At 68.4% G+C, this 19,351-nt stretch carries 16 protein-coding genes; 6 read left to right on the top strand and 10 right to left on the bottom strand.

The genetic code is table 11. The features are described 5' to 3' along the window. Positions 1–103: 103 nt before the first annotated feature. The 4 genes from ygfZ (at position 104) to AC2EBS_RS04780 (ending at position 5,998) form a co-directional block, all read left to right on the top strand. Positions 104–1,066: a CAF17-like 4Fe-4S cluster assembly/insertion protein YgfZ gene (gene ygfZ / locus AC2EBS_RS04795; protein ID WP_484727222.1), complete on the top strand. Its 963-nt coding sequence runs from the start codon at positions 104–106 to the stop codon at positions 1,064–1,066. After that, the gene (locus AC2EBS_RS04790; protein ID WP_484727221.1) at positions 1,063–1,365 is read left to right on the top strand and encodes a DUF4936 family protein; all 303 of its coding nucleotides are present in this window, start codon (positions 1,063–1,065) and stop codon (positions 1,363–1,365) included. The genes ygfZ and AC2EBS_RS04790 overlap by 4 nt, the downstream gene beginning before the upstream one ends. A 212-nt stretch (positions 1,366–1,577) precedes the next feature. After that, positions 1,578–4,670, top strand: a complete 3,093-nt coding sequence (locus AC2EBS_RS04785; RefSeq protein ID WP_484727220.1) for an amidohydrolase family protein — start codon at positions 1,578–1,580, stop codon at positions 4,668–4,670. Beyond that, positions 4,667–5,998 carry an amidohydrolase family protein gene (locus tag AC2EBS_RS04780; RefSeq protein ID WP_484727219.1) on the top strand — a complete coding sequence of 444 codons (1,332 nt, stop codon included), beginning with the start codon at positions 4,667–4,669 and terminating at the stop codon, positions 5,996–5,998. Before AC2EBS_RS04785 ends, AC2EBS_RS04780 begins: the two co-directional genes overlap by 4 nt. A gap of 12 nt (positions 5,999–6,010) precedes the next feature. On the opposite strand, the gene AC2EBS_RS04775 is transcribed toward AC2EBS_RS04780, so the two are convergent. Together AC2EBS_RS04775 and AC2EBS_RS04770 are read right to left on the bottom strand one after the other, a co-directional pair. After that, complete coding sequence (locus tag AC2EBS_RS04775; RefSeq protein ID WP_484727218.1) at positions 6,011–6,901, bottom strand: YbgC/FadM family acyl-CoA thioesterase; 891 nt, start codon at positions 6,899–6,901, stop codon at positions 6,011–6,013. Continuing rightward, a complete protein-coding gene (locus tag AC2EBS_RS04770; RefSeq protein WP_484727566.1) occupies positions 6,898–7,809 on the bottom strand; it encodes an alpha/beta hydrolase in 912 nt (303 codons plus the stop codon). Before AC2EBS_RS04770 ends, AC2EBS_RS04775 begins: the two co-directional genes overlap by 4 nt. A 139-nt stretch (positions 7,810–7,948) precedes the next feature. On the opposite strand from AC2EBS_RS04770, the gene AC2EBS_RS04765 reads away from it, so the two are divergent. Next, positions 7,949–9,097: an iron-containing alcohol dehydrogenase gene (locus tag AC2EBS_RS04765; protein ID WP_484727217.1), complete on the top strand. Its 1,149-nt coding sequence runs from the start codon at positions 7,949–7,951 to the stop codon at positions 9,095–9,097. 7 nt (positions 9,098–9,104) lie between these two features. Here AC2EBS_RS04765 and AC2EBS_RS04760 read toward each other — a convergent pair whose 3' ends face one another. The 6 genes from AC2EBS_RS04760 to AC2EBS_RS04735 all read right to left on the bottom strand — a co-directional run bounded on the left by AC2EBS_RS04760 (position 9,105) and on the right by AC2EBS_RS04735 (position 16,301). Next, on the bottom strand, positions 9,105–10,562 hold the full coding sequence (locus AC2EBS_RS04760; RefSeq protein ID WP_484727216.1) for a TrkH family potassium uptake protein: 1,458 nt from the start codon (positions 10,560–10,562) through the stop codon (positions 9,105–9,107). A 7-nt stretch (positions 10,563–10,569) separates the two neighbouring features. Beyond that, the gene (gene trkA / locus AC2EBS_RS04755) at positions 10,570–11,985 is read right to left on the bottom strand and encodes a Trk system potassium transporter TrkA (RefSeq protein WP_484727215.1); all 1,416 of its coding nucleotides are present in this window, start codon (positions 11,983–11,985) and stop codon (positions 10,570–10,572) included. A 99-nt stretch (positions 11,986–12,084) separates the two neighbouring features. Beyond that, positions 12,085–13,401 carry an isocitrate lyase gene (gene aceA / locus AC2EBS_RS04750; RefSeq protein ID WP_484727214.1) on the bottom strand — a complete coding sequence of 439 codons (1,317 nt, stop codon included), beginning with the start codon at positions 13,399–13,401 and terminating at the stop codon, positions 12,085–12,087. A 263-nt stretch (positions 13,402–13,664) separates the two neighbouring features. Continuing rightward, positions 13,665–14,267, bottom strand: a complete 603-nt coding sequence (locus tag AC2EBS_RS04745) for a MarC family protein (RefSeq protein ID WP_484727213.1) — start codon at positions 14,265–14,267, stop codon at positions 13,665–13,667. Between the two features lie 68 nt (positions 14,268–14,335). Next, a complete protein-coding gene (gene xerD, locus AC2EBS_RS04740) occupies positions 14,336–15,262 on the bottom strand; it encodes a site-specific tyrosine recombinase XerD (protein WP_484727212.1) in 927 nt (308 codons plus the stop codon). 61 nt (positions 15,263–15,323) lie between these two features. Continuing rightward, the gene (locus AC2EBS_RS04735; RefSeq protein ID WP_484727211.1) at positions 15,324–16,301 is read right to left on the bottom strand and encodes a tripartite tricarboxylate transporter substrate binding protein BugE; all 978 of its coding nucleotides are present in this window, start codon (positions 16,299–16,301) and stop codon (positions 15,324–15,326) included. Between the two features lie 159 nt (positions 16,302–16,460). Here AC2EBS_RS04735 and AC2EBS_RS04730 point away from each other — a divergent pair, with 159 nt between their 5' ends. After that, positions 16,461–17,351 carry an AEC family transporter gene (locus AC2EBS_RS04730; RefSeq protein WP_484727210.1) on the top strand — a complete coding sequence of 297 codons (891 nt, stop codon included), beginning with the start codon at positions 16,461–16,463 and terminating at the stop codon, positions 17,349–17,351. A gap of 13 nt (positions 17,352–17,364) precedes the next feature. Here the strand turns inward: AC2EBS_RS04730 and AC2EBS_RS04725 are convergent, their stop codons facing one another. After that, positions 17,365–18,195, bottom strand: coding sequence for a substrate-binding periplasmic protein (locus AC2EBS_RS04725; RefSeq protein WP_484727209.1), 831 nt, complete (start codon positions 18,193–18,195; stop codon positions 17,365–17,367). A 63-nt stretch (positions 18,196–18,258) separates the two neighbouring features. After that, complete coding sequence (gene queG, locus AC2EBS_RS04720) at positions 18,259–19,323, bottom strand: tRNA epoxyqueuosine(34) reductase QueG (protein WP_484727565.1); 1,065 nt, start codon at positions 19,321–19,323, stop codon at positions 18,259–18,261. Between the last annotated feature and the right edge of the window lie 28 nt (positions 19,324–19,351).

The raw sequence follows: 19,351 nt of genomic DNA, 5'->3' as shown, positions 1-19,351 counted from the left end.
GCTGGCCCCTGCGATGTCGGGGGCTGCGGCGCGGTTGGCGAGAGGCGCGGGACAAGACCTGGGCTTCCTTGTGTGATGCGGGCGCTGATGATAATCGGGCCCCATGAGCAACAAGACTCCCGACACCGTGACGATGGGTGGCGCACTGCGCCTGACCGACTGGGGCGTGATGCGCGCCCAGGGCGAAGAGGCGGCCAAGTTCCTGCATGGCCAGCTGACCCAGGACACCGCGCTGCAGAAGCCCGAGCAGGCTCGGCTGGCCGGCTATTGCTCGGCCAAGGGGCGGCTGCTGGCCAGCATGGTCGTGGTCAAGCAGGCGGTGGGCGATGAGCTGCTGCTGGCGTTGCCGGCCGAGCTGCTGCCGGCGACGCTGAAGCGCTTGGCCATGTTCGTGCTGCGCGCCAAGTGCAAGCTCAGCGATGGCAGCGGCGACTGGTCGGTCTGGGGCCTCGCCGGCGCGGCGGCGCGGGACTGGCTGGGCAGCGAGGCGCCTGCCGAGGTCTGGGCCGCGACGCAGCGCGGCCAGGCCCGCGTGGTCCGCCTGCCCGACGGCGGCGACGCCGGGGCCGCCGTGCCACGCTACCTGCTGATCCAGCCCGCAACCGCTGAGGCGCCGGCCCTGACCGCGCTGACGAACGAGGACTGGCAGTGGCTCGAGGTGCAGGCCGGCCTGGCCTGGGTGCGCGGCGCCACTGTCGAGCAGTTCGTGCCGCAGATGCTGAATCTGGAACTGTTGGGCGGGGTGAACTTCCAGAAAGGTTGCTACCCCGGCCAGGAGGTCGTGGCACGCAGCCAGTACCGCGGCACGCTGAAGCGCCGCACGCTGATGTTCGCCATCGAGGGCGCAGCCATCGTGCAGCCTGGCCAGGAGCTGTTCCACAGCGCCGACCCGGATCAGCCGGCGGGCATGGTCGCCGCGGCAGCGCTGCGGCAGGGGGGCGAGGCGCTGGTCCTGGCCGAGGTCAAGCTGGCGGCGCTGGACAGCGGCAGCCTGCATCTGGGCAGCGTCGCCGGTCCGACGCTGGCACCGCGGCCTCTGCCCTACGCCATCGCCGAACCGCAATGAATGCGCCGGTCCCGCAGGGCCATGGCGCCGAGCTCTACATCTACTACCGCATCAGGCGCGAGGATGCGCAGGCGGCTGCCGCCGACTTCGCGCAAGCGGCAGCGGACGCGCCGGTGCGACTGCTCGAGCGCAGCGATGACGGGGGCGATCTGCTGACCTGGATGGAGATCTACCCGTCAGCGCAGGCCGCAGACGGCGACCTGAGGCAGCGCATCGCGCAGCGTATGCAGCCCTGGTTGCAGGGCCCGCGTCATGAAGAGCGCTTTGTCGCGCTCGCCATTCGCACGAGCCAGGGATAACGCCGAGTCTGTGGCTGCGCGCGCCGCCGAGAATGCGCCGCTTGATCGCGTCCGGCCCACGAGGCCGGCGTCGGCCTGGTGAGCGATATGGGAGCGGAGGGCGCATAGCGATGGGACTGCAGAGGACTCTTGGCCGATGGTGTGCCGCGTCGGTGCACACCCTGCTGGGTCTGGCGGCGCTCGCTGGCGCAGCTCTGGCCCATGCGGGGGCGATGAGCACCGAGCGACAGGAGGGCCTGCGGGACGGCACGCCGCAATGGCATGCGCTGACCGGAGCCCGCATCGTGCTGTCGCCGGGCCAGGTGATCGAGCGTGGCACGGTGCTGCTGCGCGATGGACGTATCGTCGCGGCCGCAGCCGATCTCGCCGTGCCGGCCGGAGCGCGCGTCTGGCACTTGCCAGGGCGCACCGTCTATGCAGGCTTCATCGACCTGAGCAGCGAGGTCGGCGTACCTGCCGCATGGCGCGCACAGGCGCGTAGCGCGCCGCCCGCCACCGTCGCCGAAGGCGGGCAACAACGGCAGCCAGCGACAGCCCCCGGCGCCGATGCGAGCATGGTCGCCGCACAGGCCGGCAATCCCATGGTCCGGCCTGAACGCAGCGTGGCGGCGCGACTGGAGCTGCGCGCCGACGAGCTGCGCCTGGCGCGCGAGCTGGGTTTCACGGCCGTGCTGGCCTCGCCTGGGCGCGGCGTCTTCCGGGGCCAGGCGGCCTTGCTGGCCACGGCCGAGGTCGCCGACCCCAAGGATGCGGTGCTGCTTGCCGATGCGGCGCAGCTGCAGGCGCATGAGTTCAACCGCGGCGGCCGGCTGCACTACCCGAACTCGCTGATGGGCGCGATCGCGCTGTCGCGCCAGACCTGGTCGGATGCGCGCTGGTGGGGCAGCCTGCGGCCCGAGCAGCGCCAGGTGAACCTCTCGCTGCAGGCCCTGCAGGCGCCGCTGCAGCGGCGCCAGACGGTGATCTACCAGGCCGACGACGAGCAGGACTATCTGCGCGCGGCGCGGGTGGTGCAGGAGTTCGGGCTGCGCGCCGCGCTGCTGGGCAACGGCCATGAGTACCGCCGCGCGGCGCAGCTGCGCCAGCTGGGCCTGCCGGTGATCGTCCCCCTGCTCTACCCTGCCGCGCCCGAGGTAGACAACCCCGATACCGCAGCCGACCTGACGCTGCAGCAGCTGCAGCATTGGGAGCTGGCGCCCTCCAATCTGAGCGTGCTGGCGCGCAGCGGCGTCGAGTTCGCGCTGACTGCGCGCGGCCTGGTCGATGCGCGGCGCGAGTTCTGGCCGCGCTTGCGCCAGGCGGTGGCGCGCGGGCTCAGCCCCGAACTCGCGCTGGCGGCGCTGACCACGGTGCCGGCCAAGCTGCTCGGCCAGCCGCAGCTCGGCGAGATCGCGCCGGGCCGAGCCGCGCATCTGGTGGTGGCGCGTGGCGACCTGTTCACCGACGAGGACGCGCAGATCGAGCTGAGCTTCATCGACGGCCGAGCGGTGCCCACCGCGCAGTGGCAGCGACCGGATCTGCAAGGGCGCTGGGCGCTGACGCTCGACGGACAGACCTCGATGCTCGAGATCGTCGGCACTGCGGCCGCGCCGGCTGTTCGCATCGCAGAGAAGAAGTGCGAGTCGCACTGGCGCAGCGAACGTCTGCACCTGCGCTGGCCCTGCGGCGATGCCCAGGGACAGTGGTTGACGCTGGCGCTCGATGGCGAGCAGCTCCAGCTCACCGGCGCGCAGGGCAGCCCGGCGGCATCGCGCGGGCAGGCCCGCAGGGTGGGCACTGCCAGTGCCGAGCCGCGTCAGGCCGCGGCGGCCAAGGAGCCGGCGCCGGATCTGGCGGCGCTGCAGCGCTATCCGGCCGGCGCCTACGGCCGCGAGGGCGCGCCGTTTGCGCCGCCGGTGCTGCTGCTGCGCGGCGCCACGCTGTGGACCAGCGCCGCCGCCGGCCGCCTGGAAGACACCGATCTGCTGGTGCGCGACGGACGCATCGCCGCCATCGGCAAGCAGCTGCAGGCGCCGGCCGGTGCGCACGAGATCGACGCGCGCGGCAAGCATGTGACGCCAGGACTGATCGATGCGCACTCGCACACCGCCATCGCGCGCGGCGTCAACGAGGCGACCAGCTCGGTGTCCGCCGAGGTGCGCGTGGGCGATGTGCTGGACGCCACCGACATCAATATCTACCGCTCGCTGGCCGGCGGTCTGACGACCGCCAACCTGCTGCATGGCTCGGCCAACACCATCGGCGGCCAGAGCCAGGTCATCAAGCTGCGCTGGGGCGAGGATGCGGAGGGGCTGAAGTTCAAGGAGGCGCCGCCGGGCATCAAGTTCGCGCTGGGCGAGAACGTCAAGCAGAGCAACTGGGGCGATGCCAACAACACCCGCTACCCGCAGACGCGCATGGGCGTGGAGCAGCTGTTGCGCGACGCCTTCCAGGCCGCGCAGGCCTACCGGCAGCGCTGGGCCGACTGGCGCCGCGCGCCGGCGCAGTCCACGCCGCCGCGCCGCGACCTGCAGCTCGACACGCTGGTGGAGCTGCTGGAGCGCAAGCGCCATATCCATATCCACGCCTACCGCGCCGACGAGATTCTGATGTTCACCCGCATCGCGCGCGAGTTCGGCCTGTCGGTCGCGGCCTTCCAGCATGTGCTCGAGGGCTACAAGGTGGCCAGCGAGATCGCGTCCATCGGTGCCGGCAGCTCGACCTTCTCGGATTGGTGGGCCTTCAAGATGGAGGTGATGGATGCCATCCCCTACAACGGCGCGATCATGCAGCGCGCCGGCGTGCTGACCAGCTTCAACTCGGACAGCAACGAGCTGGCGCGACGGCTCAATACCGAGGCGGCCAAGGCGGTACGCTGGGGCGGCCTTGACGAGGCGGAGGCGCTGAAGTTCGTCACCGCCAATCCGGCGCAGCAGCTGGGCATCGCATCGCGCACCGGCACGCTGGAAGCGGGCAAGGACGCCGATCTGGTGATCTGGAGCGGTCATCCGCTGGCCACTTCGAGCAAGGCCGAGCAGACCTGGATCGAGGGCCGACGCTACTTCGACCTGGCCAGCGACGCCCGGCTGCGCGCCGAGCACCGGCGCGAGCGCGAACGGCTGCTGGCCAAGGCATTGCCGGCGCGGCTGCAGGCACTGGCGCGCGAGGGCGGCGGTGCACGCAGCGTCACGCCTGCCAGCGACCCGCTGGCACTGGCCCTGGCCGAACTGCGCTGGCGCCGCCTGCAGCACGAGCAAGCGCGCTACGCCGACAGCTACGGCAACAACGAATGGCACGAGTGCACGGCCGAGGAGCTGCAGCCATGACCGGACTTCCGCTGAAGCAGGCGCTGCGCCTGTGCCTGCTGGCCCTGCTCTGCCCCGCCGGGCTGGCGACGGCCTCGCCCTATGTGCCGCCGCCGGCGCAGGAGGCGCCGCTGCTGATCAGCAATGCCACCCTGCACACCGTGGCGGGTCCCACGCTGCAAGGCGCCAGCATGCTGGTGGAACAGGGCCGCATCCGCGCTATCGGCGGCGCCGAGCTGGCTGCGCCCGCCAATGCGCGCCGCATCGATCTGCAGGGCCGGCATGTGTATCCCGGCCTGATCGCGGCCAACACCACGCTCGGCCTGGTCGAGGTGCCGGCGGTGCGAGCCACGGTGGACACCACCGAGGTCGGCAGCATCAACCCGAATGCGCGCGCCGTGGTGGCCTTCAATGCGGACAGCGAACGCATTCCGGTGACGCGCTCCGGCGGCGTGCTCGCGGCGTTGGCCCTGCCGCGCAGCAATGCCACCGGCCTGATGGCGGGCACCTCGGCACTGATGCAGCTGGAAGGCTGGAACTGGCAGGACATGGCGCTGCGGCCCGAGGTGGCGCTGCATGTGAACCTGCCCTCGCTGCGCGCGCTGCCGGCCGATCCCTTCGACGCCGACAGCGTGGTAGACATGCGCTCGACCGTGTCGGCACGGCTGCGCCAGCTCGACGAAGTGTTCGCCACCGCCGCAGCCTATGCCAAGGCGCGTGCCGCCGACCCCAAGGGCAGCACGCTGGACACGCGCTGGGAGGCGCTGCTGCCGGTGCTGCGTGGCGAGCGCCCCGTCTTCGTGCAGGCCGACGAGCGCGGCCAGATCCGCCAGGCCCTGGCGCTGGCGCAGCGTCACGGTCTGAAGCTGGTGATCGTCGGGGGCGCCGATGCCGAATCGGTGAGCGCCGAGCTTCGCGAGCGCGATGTTCCGGTGGTGATTGCCGGTCTGCACCGTCTGCCGCTGCGCCGCGACGACGATGTGGACGCGATCTTTCGCCTGCCGTCGGCGCTGGCACGGGCTGGCGTGCGCTTCGCCATTGCGCGCAATGCCGCGGACAGCGCCAACGAGCGCAATCTCGCCTTCGAGGCCGGCCAGGCGGTGGCGCATGGCCTGGACGCTGACGAGGCGCTCAAGGCGGTGACGCTCTACCCGGCGCGCATCCTCGGTGTGGAGGCGCAGCTGGGCTCGCTCGAGGTGGGCAAGCTGGCGAGCTTCATCGTTGCCGACGGCAGTCCGCTGGACATCCGCAGCCGCATCGAGCGTGTCTTCGTCCAGGGGCGCGAGATCGAGCTGCGCGACCGCCACACCGATCTGCGCGACAAGTACCAGCAGCGCTACCGCCGCTAGGCCAGGCCGCGCTCAGAGCGGGCGCACCATCTCCACATGCTCGATGCCGGCCTCCTCGAAGACCGGGCCGCGGCGTTGGAAACCGGCACGGGCATAGAAGCCCTCGGCGGAGAGCTGCGCATGAAGCAGCACCTCGCGGTAGCCCCGCTCGCGGCCGGCGCGCATCAGCGCGTCCAGCACCTCGCGGCCGACACCACTGCCGCGCAGCGCCGGCACCACCGCCATGCGACCGATCTTGGCCACGCCGGGCACATGCTCGAGCAGCCGCCCGGTGGCCAGCGGCCGGCCCAGGCGGTTGTAGGCCACTGCATGCACGCAGCTCTCGTCGGCGCTGTCCCATTCCATCTCGGCGGGGATCTTCTGCTCGTCGACGAAGACCGCCTGGCGTATCGGGCCGGCATCGCCGCCCAGGCCGGCCCAGTCGCCGATGCTGACCTTGACCATGGCCTCGCCCTTCTCGAAGCCCTGCAGGATCTCGCGCAGGCGCTGCGGCACCGGCTTGGGAATGCGCTTGCTCGCGTCGGCGAACACATAGACCAGCTCGCCGTGCACCAGGCAGTCGGCGCCGCGGAACACGGCGCAGTGCAGCGTCATCGAGCTGCTGCCGATGCGTTCGCAGCGCACGCCGACGTCGAGCAGTTCGTCGTAGCGCGCGGCGTCGAGGTACTCGACCGTGGCCTTGCGCACGAACAGATCGCCGTCCAGCGACAGCATGGTCGCCGCATAGGGCAGCGCCAGCGCACGCCAATAGCCGCCCACCGCGGTGTCGAAGTAGGTCAGGTAATGGCCGTTGAAGACGATGTGCTGCGCGTCGATCTCGGCCCAGCGCACGCGCAGCCGTTCGAAGAAGCGGAACTGGTGGCGCTGCGGGGCGCCGCCATCGCGGCTCGTGCTCTGGGTCATGGCTTCAATGCCTCCTTGAGGGCGAGGCTGCAGGCATCCAGCGCCTGCAGCGCTTCAGGGATCTGGCGTCCCATCTTGATGAAATCGTGCGTCACGCCGCGGTAGAGCTCCAGCTGCACCGCGCTGCCATGGGCGCGCAGCAGGTCGCCATAGGCCACGCCCTCGTCCACCAGCGGGTCGCATTCGGCCAGCACGATGCAGGCCGGAGCGAGATCGCTGTGGTCATCGGCCAGCAGCGGCGCGAAGCGCCAGTCGCGCCGATGGTGATGCGGGATGTAGTGCTGGAAGAACCAGTCGATGCTTGCCGCGTCGAGCAGGAAGCCGTTGGCGAACAGCTTGTGCGAAGCGGTGTCGGCATGGGCGGTGGTGCCGGGGGTGATCAGCAGCTGCAGCGCAAGCTTCAGGCCGATGTCGCGCGCATGCAGCGCGCACACTGCCGCCAGCGTGCCGCCGGCACTGTCGCCGCCGACCGCAAGCCGGCTCGCGTCCAGGCCGAGTGCGTCGCCGCCCTGCTCTGCCAGCCAGCGCATCGCCGCCCAGCTGTCGTCCACCGCGGCAGGAAAAGGATGCTCGGGCGCCAGGCGGTAGTCCAGCGAGATGACCGCGACGCCGGAGCGCAGCGCGAGCTGGCGGCACAGGCTGTCGTGGGTTTCGATGCCGCCGATGGTGAAGCCGCCGCCATGCAGATAGAGCAGCACCGGCAGCCGAGCCCGGCTGCCCGCATACAGCCGCGCCGGCATCGCGCCGGCAGGACCGGGGATCTGCACATCCTCGACCCGCTCCAGCGGCGCGCGCGGCAGATCCAGGATTTCCGCGCCCATGCGGTAGGCGATGCGGGCCTCTCGTGGTGTCAGGCTGTGGAAGGCGGGGCGATTGGCGCGGTGTATGCGTTCGAGCACGCCGGCCATGCGCGGTGTCAACAAGGTGCTACTCAAGAAGGGCTCCGCAAGGGTACGCTCGTCCTCCACGACGAGGTGCGTGTCTGTGTTTATCGGGCAAGCGCGCCAGTGTGCCAGACAGCAAGGACGACAAGAGGAGACGCCGAACATGGCCCTGATCCAGTACCTGACCCAGATCCAGCTCGATTTCGGCGCCGCGGCGCTGCTGCCGCAGGAATGCGAGCGCGTCGGCATGCGCCGACCGCTGGTGGTCACCGATGCGGGCGTGCGCGCGGCGGGCGTGCTGGCCAAGGCGCTGGCCGCCTTCGGCAGCGATGCGCCGCCGGTGTTCGACGGCACGCCGGCCAACCCGACCGAAGCGGCGGTGCGGGCCGCGGTGGCGCAGTACCAGCAGCTGGGCTGCGATGGTCTGCTTGCGATCGGCGGCGGCTCGAGCATGGACCTGGCCAAGGGCGTGGCGATCGCGGCCACGCACGAAGGGCCGCTGAAGACCTATGCCACCATCGAGGGCGGCAGCCCCAAGATCACCAAGGCCGTGGCGCCGGTGATCGCGGTGCCGACCACGGCCGGCACCGGCAGCGAGGTGGCGCGCGGCGCGATCATCATCGTCGACGATGGCCGCAAGCTCGGCTTCCACAGCTGGGAGCTGATGCCCAAGGCCGCAATCTGCGACCCGGAGCTGACGCTGGGCCTGCCGCCGCTGCTGACCGCCGCCACCGGCATGGACGCGATCGCGCACTGCATGGAGACCTTCATGTCGGCGGCGCTGAACCCGCCCGCCGACGGCATCGCCTGGGAAGGCCTGCGCCGCGGCTGGTCGCATATCGAGCGCGCCACGCGCGATGGCAGCGACCGCGAGGCCCGCCTGCAGATGATGAGCGCCAGCATGCAGGGCGCAATGGCCTTCCAGAAAGGCCTGGGCTGCGTGCATTCGCTCAGCCACAGCCTGGGTGGCGTGAATCCGCGCCTGCACCATGGCACGCTCAATGCAATGTTCCTGCCCGCGGTGGTGAAGTTCAACGCCGGGCACGACAGCCTGCAGCAGGACGCGCGTCTGTCGCGGATGGCGCAGGCCATGGGTCTGGCCCGTTGCGACGCTGCGGGCGAGGACATCGCCGCGGCGCTGCGCGCGATGAACGCGCGCCTGGGTCTGCCCACGGGCCTGGCGGCGCTGGGCGTGACCGAGGATCTGTTCGAGCGCGTCATCGACGGCGCGCTGGCCGACCACTGCCACAAGACCAATCCGCGCCTGGCCAGCCGCGAGGACTACCGCGCGATGCTGCAGGCCTCGATGTAGCTCTGCTTCAGCGCCGCCAGAACTGCGGCGTGAACAGCACCAGCAGGCTGAGCAGCTCCAGCCGGCCCAGCAGCATGCCGAAGGTGCAGACCCAGGTCTGGAAGTCGCTGAGCACGCCGTAGTTGACGGCCGGGCCGACCTCGCCAAGGCCGGGGCCGATGTTGTTGACGCAGGCGATCACCGCGGTGAAGGCCGTCACCGGATCCAGCCCGGAGAACAGCAGCAGCAGGGTCAGGCCGACCAGCGTGGCGCCATAGATCATCATGAAGGCGATGACGCTCTGCATCACCTTGCTGCTGACCACGTTGCCGCCGACCACCACCGGGTTGACCACGTTCGGATGCACGATGCGCACCAGCTCGCGCTGCGCCTGCTTGGCCAGCAACAGCATGCGGATCATCTTGATGCCGCCACCGGTGGATCCGGCGCAGGTGGCAAAGCAGCCCAGCAGGATCATCGCCAGGGCCGCGAAGGTCGGCCACTGCGCGTAGTCGTGCGAGGCATAACCCGTCGTGGTGGCGAGCGACACCACATGGAAGGCGGTGTGACGCAGCGCTTCCTCGTAGCTGGGATAGACCCGGTGGGCGGCCAGGTACAGCGATATCAGCAGGATGCTGCCGATCACGGCGGCGTAGAAGGCGCGCACCTCGACATCGCGCCAGAGCACGCCCAGCGAGCGCTGGCGGAACGCGACGAAGTAGAGCGCGAAGTTGACGCCCGAGAGCATCATGAACACGATCGCGACAGCCTCGATGCGCGGCGAGTTCCAATAGCCGAAGCTCAGGTCGTGCGAAGAGAAGCCGCCCAGACCCATGGTCGAGCACATGTGCATGAATGCGTCCGCCCAGCTCATGCCAGCCCAGGCATAGGCGAAGAAGCAGAGCACGGACAGCAGGAAGTACACCGTCCACAGTCCGCGCGCGGTCTCGGTCATGCGCGGCGTCAGCTTGGTGTCCTTCAGCGGCCCGGCGGTCTCGGCCTTGAAGAGCTGGGCGCCGCCCACGCCCAGCATGGGCAGGATGGCCACGGCCAGCACGATGATGCCCAGACCGCCGACCAGCATCATGAAGCAGCGCCAGACGTTGATGCTCAAGGGCAGCTCATCCAGCCCGCTGAGCACCGTGGCGCCGGTGGCGGTGAAGCCTGACATTGCCTCGAAGTAGGCATCGGTGACGCTGAGGTCGGGAATCGCCAGCCATAGCGGCAAGGCGCCGAACACCGGCAGCAGCATCCAGGTCAGCCCGACCAGCAGGAAGCCGTCGCGCGGCTGCAGCTCGCGATGGAAGCGTCGCGTGGCCAGGCTCATCAGCAGGCCAGACAGCGCCGTGACGCCGATGGAGATCAGGAAGGGCTGCTTCGCACGATCTTGGTCGTACCAGGCGAAGGCCAGCGGCACCAGCATCAGCAGCGCAAACAGCACGACCATGCGCCCCACCAGGGCGATGACGGCAAGTGGGTAGGACATGGGGGATTCAGAAGAAGAAGGTGGCACCGACCTGGAACAGCTTCTCGACCTCGCGCACCATGCGCTTGCGCGGCACGAAGACGATCACATGGTCACCGCTCTCGATCACGGTGTCGTGGTGCGGGATGATCACCCGCCGGTAGGTCTCGGCGTCTTCGATCGTGCGCACGATGGCCCCGATCTGCGCGCCCTTGGGCAGCGGCAGTTCGTCGATGCGCCGGCCCACCACCTTGGACGACTTGCGATCGCCGTGGGCCACCGCTTCCAGCGCTTCTGCGGCACCGCGGCGCAGGCTGTAAACCGCCTCGACATCGCCGCGCCGCACATGGGCCAGCAGCTCGCCGATCACGGTCTGTGCCGGTGACACGGCGATGTCGATCTGCGTGCCCTGCACCAGATCGGCATAGGCACGCCGGTTGATCAGTGCCAGCACGCGACGGGCGCCCATGCGCTTGGCGAGCAGGCAAGCCATGATGTTGTCCTCGTCGTCGCTGGTCAGGGCGATGAAGAGATCGACGTCCTCGACGTTCTCGCGCTCGAGCAGTTCCTCGTCGGTCGAGTCGCCATTGAGCACCAGCACCTCGCTGCGCAGCTGCGTGGTCAGATATTCGCAGCGCTGCGCGTTGGGCTCGATGATCTTCACCGCACAGCTGCCTTCGATCTCGCGCGCCAGGCGCAGACCGATGCGCCCGCCGCCAGCAATCATCACGCGCCGCACCGGATGGTCGCGACGCCGCAGTGCGTCCAGCACACGGCGGATGTTCTCTGTGGCCGCGAGCACGAACACCTCGTCGCCGGGCTCGATGCGTGTACTGCCGTCGCAGACGACGCGCTGGTCCTGGCCCTGCTCGTTCTTGCGATAGATGGCCACGAAGCGCATCTCGACCTGCGGCACCAGTTGCGGCAGCTCCGAGATGATGTGGTGCACCATAGGGCCGCCAGTCACGGCACGCACCGCGATCAGGCTCACGGCGCCGCCGGCGAATTCCAGCACCTGCAGCGCTTCCGGATACTCGATGAGCTTGCGGATGTAGCTGGTGACCGAGGCTTCCGGACAGATCACCTGGTCGACTGCGAACCCGTCGCGTCCCATCAGCGGGCTGCCTTGGGTGAATTCCGGCGAGCGGATGCGGGCGATGGTGGTCTGAATGTTGAACAGGTCGTGCGCCAGCTTGCACACGACGAGGTTGGTCTCGTCGGCGGGCGCACAGGCGATCAGCATGTCGGCATCGCGCGCACCGGCGGCTTCCAGCACGCTGGGCTGGATGCCGTTGCCCGGCACGCCGCGCAGATCCAGCCTGTCCTGCAGGTCGCGCAGGCGCTGCGGGTTGGTGTCGATGACGGTGATGTCGTTGCGTTCCGAGACCAGGCTCTCGGCGACGCTCTCGCCGACGCGTCCGGCGCCGAGAATGATGATGTTCATCGTCAGATCATAAGAGCGCCGCCACACGAAAAAGCCCGCCGGCTTGCGCACGGCGGGCTTGTCCGGACTGTGTCGACGGCGCCGGTGGCGCCGACGTCATCAGTGGAACTGCTCTTCTTCGGTCGAGCCGGTCAGGGCCTTCACCGACGACGAGCCGCCCTGGATCACGGTGGTCACATCGTCGAAGTAGCCAGCGCCGACTTCCTGCTGGTGCGACACGAAGGTGTAGCCCTGCTCGCGAGCCTTGAACTCGGGCTCCTGCACCATGTTGACGTAGTGGGCCATGCCTTCGCCGCGGGCGTAAGCGTGGGCGAACTGGAAGGTGTTGAACCAGTTGATGTGGATGCCAGCGAGCGTGATGAACTGGTACTTGTAGCCCAGTGCCGACAGCTCGTCCTGGAAGCGCGCGATGGTGCGGTCGTCCAGGTTCTTCTTCCAGTTGAAGGACGGCGAGCAGTTGTAGCTCAGCAGCTTGCCCGGGCACTTGGCGTGCACGGCCTGCGCGAACTCACGGGCGAAGCCCAGGTCCGGCGTGCCGGTCTCGCACCACACCAGGTCGGCGTAGGGCGCGTAGGCGACACCGCGGCTGATGGCCTGCTCCAGACCGTTCTTGACGCGGTAGAAGCCCTCTTGGGTGCGCTCGCCGGTCAGGAAGGGCTTGTCGTTGGCGTCGTGGTCGCTGGTGATCAGGTTGGCGGCCTCGGCGTCGGTACGGGCCAGCACGATGGTGGGCACGCCCATCACGTCGGCAGCGAAACGAGCAGCGATCAGCTTCTCGACGGCTTCCTGGGTCGGCACCAGCACCTTGCCACCCATGTGACCGCACTTCTTCACAGCGGCCAGCTGGTCTTCGAAGTGCACGCCTGCAGCGCCGGCGGCGATCATGTTCTTCATCAGCTCGAAGGCGTTCAGCACGCCGCCGAAACCGGCTTCCGCATCGGCGACGATGGGCAGGAAGTAGTCGACGAAGCCTTCGTCGCCCGGGTTGATGCCACGCGACCACTGGATCTCGTCAGCGCGCTTGAAGGTGTTGTTGATGCGGCGGACCATGGTCGGCACCGAGTCGTAGGCGTACAGCGACTGGTCGGGGTACATGGTTTCGCTGGTGTTGCCGTCGGCGGCGACCTGCCAGCCCGACAGGTACACGGCTTCCAGGCCGGCCTTGGCCTGCTGCATCGCCTGGCCAGCGGTGATCGCACCGAAGGCGTTGACATAGCCCTTCTTGGCGCCACCGTTGACCTTCTCCCACAGCTTCTCGGCACCACGCTGGGCCAGCGTGTACTCGGGCTGCAGGCTGCCACGCAGACGCACCACGTCAGCGGCGCTGTAGCCGCGCTTCACCAGCTTCCAACGGGGGTTCTCGGCCCAGTCCTTCTCGAGGGCGGCGATTTGCTGTTCACGAGTCAGTTTCGTCATGTGGATCTCCTGCAATGAAACCAAGGGAAAAGTGGATTCGCTGGATACAAGCGTAGTCCTCTCCTGGCGTTTGCGGAAGACTTATGTCTTATATAAGACTAAAAACTTTCTTTTTAAAAATCAATGCCTTAGAGGTGAAATTTCTGAATGCGGAAAACGCTTCTTCATAATGAGAAAGTTTGATGCGTTGCAGCAACGCAAGAAACCATAATGTGGAAGCGTGTTTTCGCTTTATGCAATGAGTACTGACGCGACGCCGGCGCTCAGAGCCCGCCGACGAAGTAGCGCTTCAGACCGGCCAGCACCATCTCGACCGCGATCGCGGTGAGCACCAGACCCATCAGCTTCTCGATGGCCGACACCACCGAGTCGCCCAGCAGTCGCCGGATACGGTCGGCAAGCAGCAGGGTCAGCCCGGAAACCACCATCGCTGCGGTGAGCGCCGCAATCCAGTCGAAGATGCGCTCGGGCTGCCGCGAGGCCAGCAGCAGCACGGTGGCCATGGCCGAGGGGCCGGCGAGCAGTGGCACCGCGAGCGGAAAGATCAGCGGTTCGCGCCCGGGCTCCAGGCCATAGGCCGACTCGCCTGCTGAGCCGAAGATCATGCGGATCGCGATGATCAGCAGGATCACGCCGCCGGCCACTTCGAGCGAGCGCTCCGACAGGTGCATCAGCTCTAGAAAACGCCCGCCGAGGAACATGAAGGCGAGCAGCACGGCGAAGGCGATGCCGACCTCGCGCAGCGCGACCCAGCGGCGGCGATGCGGTGGCAGCTCACGCATGATGCCGATGAAGATGGGCAGGCTGCCGAGCGGGTCCAGCACCAGCAGCAGCAGCACGAAGGCGGAGAGAAAGCTGTGTTCCATGGGGGGTATTGTCGGCAAGTCCTTCGCCTGGCGTCGCAGAGCGCGCAGGCGCTCTGCTCGGTCCAGGCTCAGCCACGCGGGTGGTGTTGGGCGTGGAGGGCTTTGAGGCGCTCGCGGGCGACGTGGGTGTAGATCTGTGTCGTCGACAGATCGGCATGGCCGAGCAGCAGCTGCACCGCGCGCAGGTCGGCGCCATGGTTGAGCAGATGCGTGGCAAAGGCGTGGCGCAGCGTGTGCGGAGACAGCGGCGCGGTGATGCCGGCGTCGATGGCGTACCTCTTGACGAGCTTCCAGAACATCTGCCGGCTCATCGCCGCGCCCTGCACGGTGACGAAGAGCGCGTCGCTGCGCTGGCCCTTGAGCAGTTCTGCCCGCGCTTCCTGCAGATAGCGCATCAGCCAGGCATGGGCCTCTTCGCCGAAGGGCACCAGGCGCTCCTTGCTGCCCTTGCCGGTGATGCGCAACACCGCTTCCTTGAGGCCGACATGCACGCTCTTGAGACCGACCAGTTCGGAAACGCGCAGGCCGCTCGCATACATCAGTTCCAGCATTGCCCGGTCGCGCAGGCCCAGCGGCGTGCCTGCGTCAGGTGCAGCGAGCAGCGCCTCCACCTGCGCCTGCGACAGCGTCTTAGGCACACGCAGCGGCTGCTTGGCATTGACGAGCCGCAGCGTCGGGTCCTGGCTGATGCGCCCTTCGCGCAACGCCCAGCGGTAGTAGCGCTTGAAGACGCTCAGGCGCCGGTTCGCACTGGTGCTCTTGCTGCCGGCATGGCGCGCGCTGGCGTAGCCAAGCAGCTCGATCTCGCGCGCCTGGTCCAGGCTCAAGCCCGCCTCGCGGTCCAGCCAGTCGGCCAGCAGCGCGAGGTCGCGACGGTAGGCCGCCAATGAATTGGCCGACAGACCGTCCTCCAGCCACAGCGACTCGACGAAGCGCTCCGTCGCCTGCCGGCTGGCGGCGCGCGCTGGGCTGTCGTTGGGCGGGGTCGCAGGCATGGCGGGGGAGAAAGACAAAGGGCGCACGGGGCGCCCTTGCTGCTTGGTCAGCCGGTCTTGCTCAGTCGAGCTTGAGCTTCTGTTGCTCGACCACCCGCTTGTAGACCTCGAACTCGGCCTTGATCTGAGCGCCGAACTCGGCCGGCGTGTTGGCAACGATCAGCGAGCCGGTGTCCTCGATGCGCTTCTTCACATCGGGCAATTCGACGGTCTTCTTGACCGCGGCCTGGACCTTGTCGACCACGTCCTTGGGCAGACCCTTGGGGCCGTAGATGCCGTAGTAGGCCATGCGGTTCACCGGCTCGAGGCCGACTTCCTTGAGGGTAGGCACATTGGGCAGCACCGCCAGGCGCTGCGGCGCCGCGACGACGATGGGCACCAGACGACCGTCCCGGATGAAGGGCAGCGCCGAAGGCAGGTTGTCGAAGATGATCGGCACCTGGCCTGCCACCGTGTCGTTCAGTGCCGGACCGGCGCCGCGGTAGGGAATGTGCAGCACGAACACACCGGCCAGGTTCTTGAACAGCTCCATCTGAAGATGGCCGATACCGCCGGTGCCCGAGCTGGCGTAGCTGTGCTTGCCGGGGTTCTTCTTCAACTCGGCGATGAAGCTCTTGTAGTCCTTGGCCGGGAAGGACGGATGCACCGCGATGATGTTGGGCGTCGCCGCGATATTGGTGATGGGTGTGAAGTCGGTCAGCGGGTTGTAGGGCGTCTTCGGGTTGATGGCCGGGTTCGCTGCGGTGGTGGACACCGTGGCCATGCCCAGGGTGTAGCCATCGGCTGCCGCCTTGGCGACCTCGTTGGCGCCGACGATGCCGCCGCCGCCCGCCTTGTTCTCCACCAGCATGCTCTGGCCCAGCGAGGCGTTGATCTTCTCCGAGACCACACGGGCAATGATGTCGGTGGTGCCGCCAGGTGCAAAGGGCACAACCAGGCGCACTGGCTTGTTCGGATAGGTCTGCGCCAGGGCGAGCGGGGCCGACATGGCAAGCGCGGTCAGCGCTGCACAACGGGTGATCCAGATGCGACGGCTCATGGTTTTGGTCCTCTTTGTCTCTATGGGGTTCGGGTCTGGGCAGCATTCGCAGCGGCGATCCTGCGCGCGCCAGATGCTAGCCGAACTCGGCAAGCCCAAGCTTGCAACAGGCTTGCTCGCAGCCCGCACATTTCACACGCTGGCACACTGCGTATCGCCATGCCTGACCTGTTGCTGCTGCTCCCCGACCTGCTGCTGATCCTGGTCGGCTTCCTGCTGTGCCGTTACACGCCGTTGGACCGACCGGTCTGGGAGGCGGCCGAAAAGCTGGTGTACTACCTGCTCTTCCCTGCCCTGCTCTTCAATTCCATCGTGCGCACGCCGCTGGACCCGGCGCAGACCCTGAGCCTGGGAGGCAGTGGCCTGGCCGTGGTGCTGGCGGGGGTGGGTCTGGCCTATGCGCTGAAGCGCTGGCCCGGCGTGAACGCGCAGGACCATGCCTCGGGCGCGCAGGTCGCCTTCCGCTTCAACTCCTATGTCGGCCTGGCGCTGGCCGAGCGCCTGCTCGGTGCGCCGGGCGTGGCTTGGATCGCGCTGTTGATCGCCTTCTGTGTGCCGGTCTGCAATGTGGCTGCGGTCTGGCCGCTGGCCCGGCACGGCGGCCATGGCTTTGCGCGCGAGCTGGCGCGCAATCCGCTGATCGTCGCGACCGTCGCCGGCTTGCTGGCCAATCTGGCTGGGCTGAAGCTGCCCGAGGCGGCTGCAGTGTCGCTGCATCGTATGGGCTCGGCGGCCCTGCCAATCGGCCTGATGGCGGTGGGCGCCGGCCTGCGCTTCGGCGCATTGAAGGACGCGCCCTGGCTGGCCGCGGGCCTGCTGTCGATCCGGCATGCGGTCTTGCCACTCTGGGCCCTGCTGCTGGCCGGCATGGTGGGGCTGCCGGCACAGCAGCGCCTGCTGCTGGTCTGCTTCGCCGCGCTGCCCACCGCCTCCAGCGCCTATGTGCTGGCAGCGCGCATGGGCGGCAACGCTGCTTTCGTCGCCGGACTCGTCACCTTGTCGACGCTGCTGGGCATGGTGACCTTGCCCTTGTGGCTGGCGCTGGCCTGAGCACCCGCCGGCGTCAGGGGCGCGGCTCGCGCAGCGGCGGCTCGGGTTCGCCGGGCAGCCAGCGTCGGTAGATGCGGCCGAAGCTGCCATCGCGCTTCATGCCATCCAGCGCCGCCTGCCAGCGCGCCACCACCTCCGCCGGTGTGTCGCGCCAAAACGCGATATAGCCATAGCTGGTCCGGTAGGGGTAGACCACTTCGACATCGCCGGCCTTCAGGCCAGCCACCTGTGCGGCGGCTTCGTCCTGGGCATGAAAGCTCAGGTTGTCAGCCACGATCAGCTTGACCCGGCCCAGCTTGAGCATGCGAAACATCTGCGCCGGCTCGTTGAGGCCCAGCAGATTGCGCATGCCTGCGGCGGTAAGTTCCTCGTAGGTGAACCAGTCGCGCGGCACGGCGATCTCCTTGAACCGCGCCAGGTCCGCCCGGCTATTGACCACGATGCCCGAGCCCTTGAGTGCATAGAAGGCATCGGTGGCGATCAGGATCGGCCCGACCCAGCGGAATTTCTGTTCCCGCTCCGCATTGCGGATCGTCGTGAACAGCGCTGTGTCAGGCGTGCTCTGCACGACGCGCATGCCGCGAGCCCAGGGCACGACCTCGATGCTGGCGTTCTGGCCCAGGCGCCGCAACAGTTCACGCACCACCTCGGTGGACATGCCCTCCGCCCTGCCCTTCTGGGAGAAGCTGACCGGCGGGTACTCCTCGGTGTAGAGCGTCAGGGCCGCCGCCGACTGCGGCACGGCGACAAGCCAGAACCAAGCCAGCCCCGGCCAGACAAGCCGGGCCAGACGCCCGAGCGAGCGCAACGGCCCTGCTGCCCATGCCCTGCGAGGTCGGTACATCCTGGCAATCCTTCCCAGCGACTTCAGTCTTGTCTGCTTCTGGCTTGAGGATAGCCGCTGCTCTCAGCGCTGGCCTTGATCCATGGCCCAAACGATGTGTTCTGCCAACAATGCCTCGGCAGCTGCCAGCTCCCGCCTCAGTGCCTGCCGAAGCGCAGTTGCGCCCGATCCTGCAGGCTCGGCCCGCAGTGCATTGCCCATCGCCACTGCCAGGTTACGGCGCCAGCGCCCGTGGCCGATGCGCCTTATCGCCGAGCCTTCGGTGCGGCGCAGGAACTCAGCCTCATCCCAGGCCCAGAGCTGCAACAGCGTCGGCCCGTCCAGCGGTGCGCGCGCATCGAAGTCGGCCAGCGTGCTGCGCCGGGCGAACTTGTTCCACGGGCAGACCAATTGGCAGTCGTCGCAGCCGTAGATGCGGTTGCCGATCAGCGCTCGCAGCTCGACAGGGATCGGACCGTCGTGCTCGATGGTGAGATAGGAGATGCAGCGTCGCGCATCGAGGCGGTAGGGGGCGACGATGGCGCCGGTCGGACAGGCAGCGATGCAGGCGCTGCATTGACCGCAGTGCGCGCTGCTCGACTCGCTGAGTGGCAGGGGCAGATCCAGATAGATCTCGCCGAGAAAGAAGGTCGAGCCAGCCTCGCGGCTGAGCAGCAGCGTGTGCTTGCCGCGCCAGCCCAGGCCGGAGCGGGTGGCCAATTCGACCTCCAGCACCGGCGCCGAATCGGTGAAGACGCGGTAGCCGAAAGGCCCGACGGCGGCGGCCATGCGCTCGGCCAGCTGCTGCAGCCGCGCGCGCAGGACCTTGTGGTAATCGCGGCCGCGAGCATAGACAGAGACCTGCGCCGCCTGCGCATCGGCGAGTCGACCGAACTCGATGGCCTGCCAGCCCTCCGGCGTGGCCTGGGGCAGGTAGTCCATGCGGGCCGTCAGCACGCGTACCGTCCCCGGCACCAGCTCGGCCGGCCGGGCGCGCTTGAGCCCATGCACAGCCATATAGCCCATGCTGCCGTGAAAGCCTGCTTCGAGCCACGCGAGCAGCCCTGGTTCGGCGCTGGACAAGTCGATATCGGCCACGCCGATCTGTGAAAATCCCAACTCGAGGGCCCAGGCCTGCACGCTTTGCATCAGCGTCTGCAGGTCGATCGGGGTCAGG

The organism is Roseateles sp. T103, from assembly GCF_057219915.1.
The sequence above is the reverse complement of the archived record's forward strand: the minus strand, read 5'-3'. Positions and strand labels throughout refer to the sequence as shown.